The organism is Candidatus Schekmanbacteria bacterium, from assembly GCA_003695725.1.
GTDB lineage: Bacteria > Schekmanbacteria > GWA2-38-11 > GWA2-38-11 > J061 > J061.
In genome coordinates this window covers 1-2774 of the sequence record RFHX01000079.1, presented here as the reverse complement: position 1 = coordinate 2774, position 2774 = coordinate 1, and the positions used below count along the sequence as shown (strand labels likewise).

Sequence of the window (2774 nt, the reverse complement as noted above, 5' to 3'; positions counted from 1 at the left end):
TTCTGAAATATCTATTTCATAATTCTGATTGCTATGTTTTTGTGCTCTCTAAAAAGGATTTTAATCTAATTGAACTTCCAGCCCGTAAGGATGATATTCTTTCGTTAGAGAAGTCCCTTATTTCATCAATTTTAAAGGTAGAATCTCTTGGAATCGGTAAGTGGGTTAATGATATACTTCGTGAGTTCGATTTGGATAAGGCGCATAAATTATATGAGGCATTGATAAAACCTATTTCACAGTACCTTGCAGGTAAAACACTCCTTATTGTTTCCTCTTCCTCCGCATTGTCAGGATTCCCATTCGAAGCGTTAGTAGTGAAAGAGGGCGCTATGAGAAGAGATGCTTCTCTAATTTTTTCGGAATATGAAAATTCTACTTACTTGATAGATGAGTTTGCAGTGATTTATTCGCCTCTTGCCTATCTCCTGCATAAAAATTCAGTAAATGAGAATTATCAATTTTTTCTCTGTGATGTGGGAGGTGAAAAATCTGAGCTTTATTCAGACTTAACAGAGATGATTGAAAATAAAGATGGACTTGTCCATATCAACTTGGCGCATAAGAAAGAGCTATCACAAGATTTATCTCAATGCAGGATAGTCAATATTTCCTCACCTATTGATATCGATTTGAAAAGATTGTCAAAGTCAACAATCAATATCGAAAAAGGTGAAAAAAGAAAAAAAATAAATCCTCAAGAAATTTTGAAAAACAACAAATCCCACTCACTTATAGTCCTTTCAGATTATGCAGAAGATATGATATTGCAGGAAGAATTTCTATCTGAAAGCTCTAAGATTGGACGAATTTTTGGGAATAAAATCATATATCCATTATGGAATACAAATGTAGATGTTAAAAAATCTTTTTTGAAGGATTTTTACAAGAATCTCATCTCAAATGATTTCAATTATTCCCGTGGCGAAGTCTTACGGCTTTCAAAAAGAGATATCAAAAAAACAATTATTCGAGATGAAAAAAGCCCTCACTCAATATCTCTTTCTCATCCCTATTTTTGGGCAAATTTTATTCAAATAGGTCGATAGGAGTTTTGGAAGATTATTCTTCCTTTTCAAGTAATTCTTCCTTCAATCGTTTTCTCTTTTCCGGTGTGAGGCCAAGAGCTTTTTCAAGATAATTGTCCATTGTGCCATAGTTTTCTTCTATTCCTTCAAACATAGCTTGAATATATCCTTCCTCAACACCTATGAGAGGCCTAATATCTTCTGGGGATACTTTCCGACCTGCTTGTTTGCTGAATTGTTCAGCAATGAAAGGCAAGATTTCATCTACAGATGAAGCCTTGTTGGTTAGCATAAAATCTTCAATAATGGTATCACGAGGCACACCAAGAGCTGAAAAAATCAATGCTGAAGCAATTCCAGTCCTATCTTTCCCTGAACGGCAGTGAATTATCGCAGGTCTATTGTCAGGATTAATCAAAAGCTCGAACATTTTTTTATAGACATCTGCAGAATCTATTGGAATTGACTTATAAGCCATTATGAATGTATTTCTAATTTCCTCTGCTGTGAAATTGCCTGTTTTTAGTTGTTCTGTAAGTTTTTGAGCCCATTCTTCTGAAGCGCTTCCAATGGGGAGATTTATTATTCTGGGAGGAGAATCGCCCTGCCAAATGGTAGGAGAGTTTTTTGCTTCGCTTTCCGTCCTGAAATCTATGACGAGCTTGATTCCGAATTCATTTATTTTTTTAAAATCATAAGTTGACAAATTAGAGAGCGCATCGGAACGGAAAATTTCTCTCCATTTTACTGTTTGCCCATCTTTTGTCTCGTATCCGCCGATATCTCTGAAATTTCGTGCCCCATCCAACATAATTATTCTCTTTGGTTTTTTATTTTCTGAAACATTGTTGACATCAACCTTTTTTACCTCCTGTGAAGCACAGGAAAGAAAAAAAAGGAAAATAATTGGCACAATTAAGCCTTTTTTCTTCAAAAAAGCAAATTTTCTAATGTTTACCATTTGAAAGAGCTCCTTGTATCAAAGTTATAAAATCATTTTTTATTTCTAAATAGGCTTTGAAGTTTGTCTTTTATTTTATTTGCTCCCTTCTTGTTGCCTTTGCCAAGAGATTTCAAATTTTTTTCTATTTTTTTGAGATTGTTATCAATCATTTGTGTGATATCAGGTGATTTAAGATTTTTTATAAGAGCATCAATGATTATTTTCATTGCTTTCTCAGGTGTAACGCCGCTTCCATTTGACCCAATATTTGTGAGATGAATATCAGGAAGTTTTGCCTCGATAGGTTTACCTCTCAATAATGGCATTGTAAGGGAGACTTTCCCATTCTTCAAAATCAAATCTCTTATCAATAATTTCACTTCTTTTGTTTGTGACTTCTCATCTTGACTGTGATTTCCTCCTTCTTTACTTCCTTTAGAAGCGATCTTTTTTTCAATATTGCTTAAAATTGCATTGAAATTATCTGTATTACCTTTCTTCTCATAGTTGATAAGAGGACGATCGATTTCAATTTTATCGATTACAATAGTGTCTTTTGTTATAGTATTTTCATCTATATCCACTTTCAATTTTTCAACCTCGATTGCCTTTTCTGAAGTAAATCCTTGTGGATTACCGAGAAGAAAATTTTTAAGTTTTACTTTTCCTGAAAAAAGAGAAACTGAGACATCATCAACTTTGACTTTGGTGTCAGTAATTTCAGGACCATAAGTATTTACGGCATTTTTAATTATGGGACCTATATTTGAGATTCCAATGAATACAATTACTGCAATTACTAC

Annotated in this window: 3 protein-coding genes; 1 reads left to right on the top strand and 2 read right to left on the bottom strand. The window is 33.7% G+C overall.

What is annotated here, in order from left to right; all coding sequences use genetic code 11:
* Positions 1–2 precede the first annotated feature (2 nt).
* Positions 3–1049, top strand: a complete 1047-nt coding sequence (locus D6734_03340) for a CHAT domain-containing protein (GenBank protein RMF96717.1) — start codon at positions 3–5, stop codon at positions 1047–1049.
* 13 nt (positions 1050–1062) lie between these two features.
* On the opposite strand, the gene D6734_03335 is transcribed toward D6734_03340, so the two are convergent.
* Together D6734_03335 and D6734_03330 are read right to left on the bottom strand one after the other, a co-directional pair.
* Positions 1063–1989, bottom strand: a complete 927-nt coding sequence (locus D6734_03335; GenBank protein ID RMF96716.1) for a tyrosine-protein phosphatase — start codon at positions 1987–1989, stop codon at positions 1063–1065.
* Between the two features lie 32 nt (positions 1990–2021).
* Positions 2022–2774: AsmA family protein (locus D6734_03330; protein RMF96715.1), on the bottom strand; the 753-nt coding region annotated here is incomplete at its 5' end.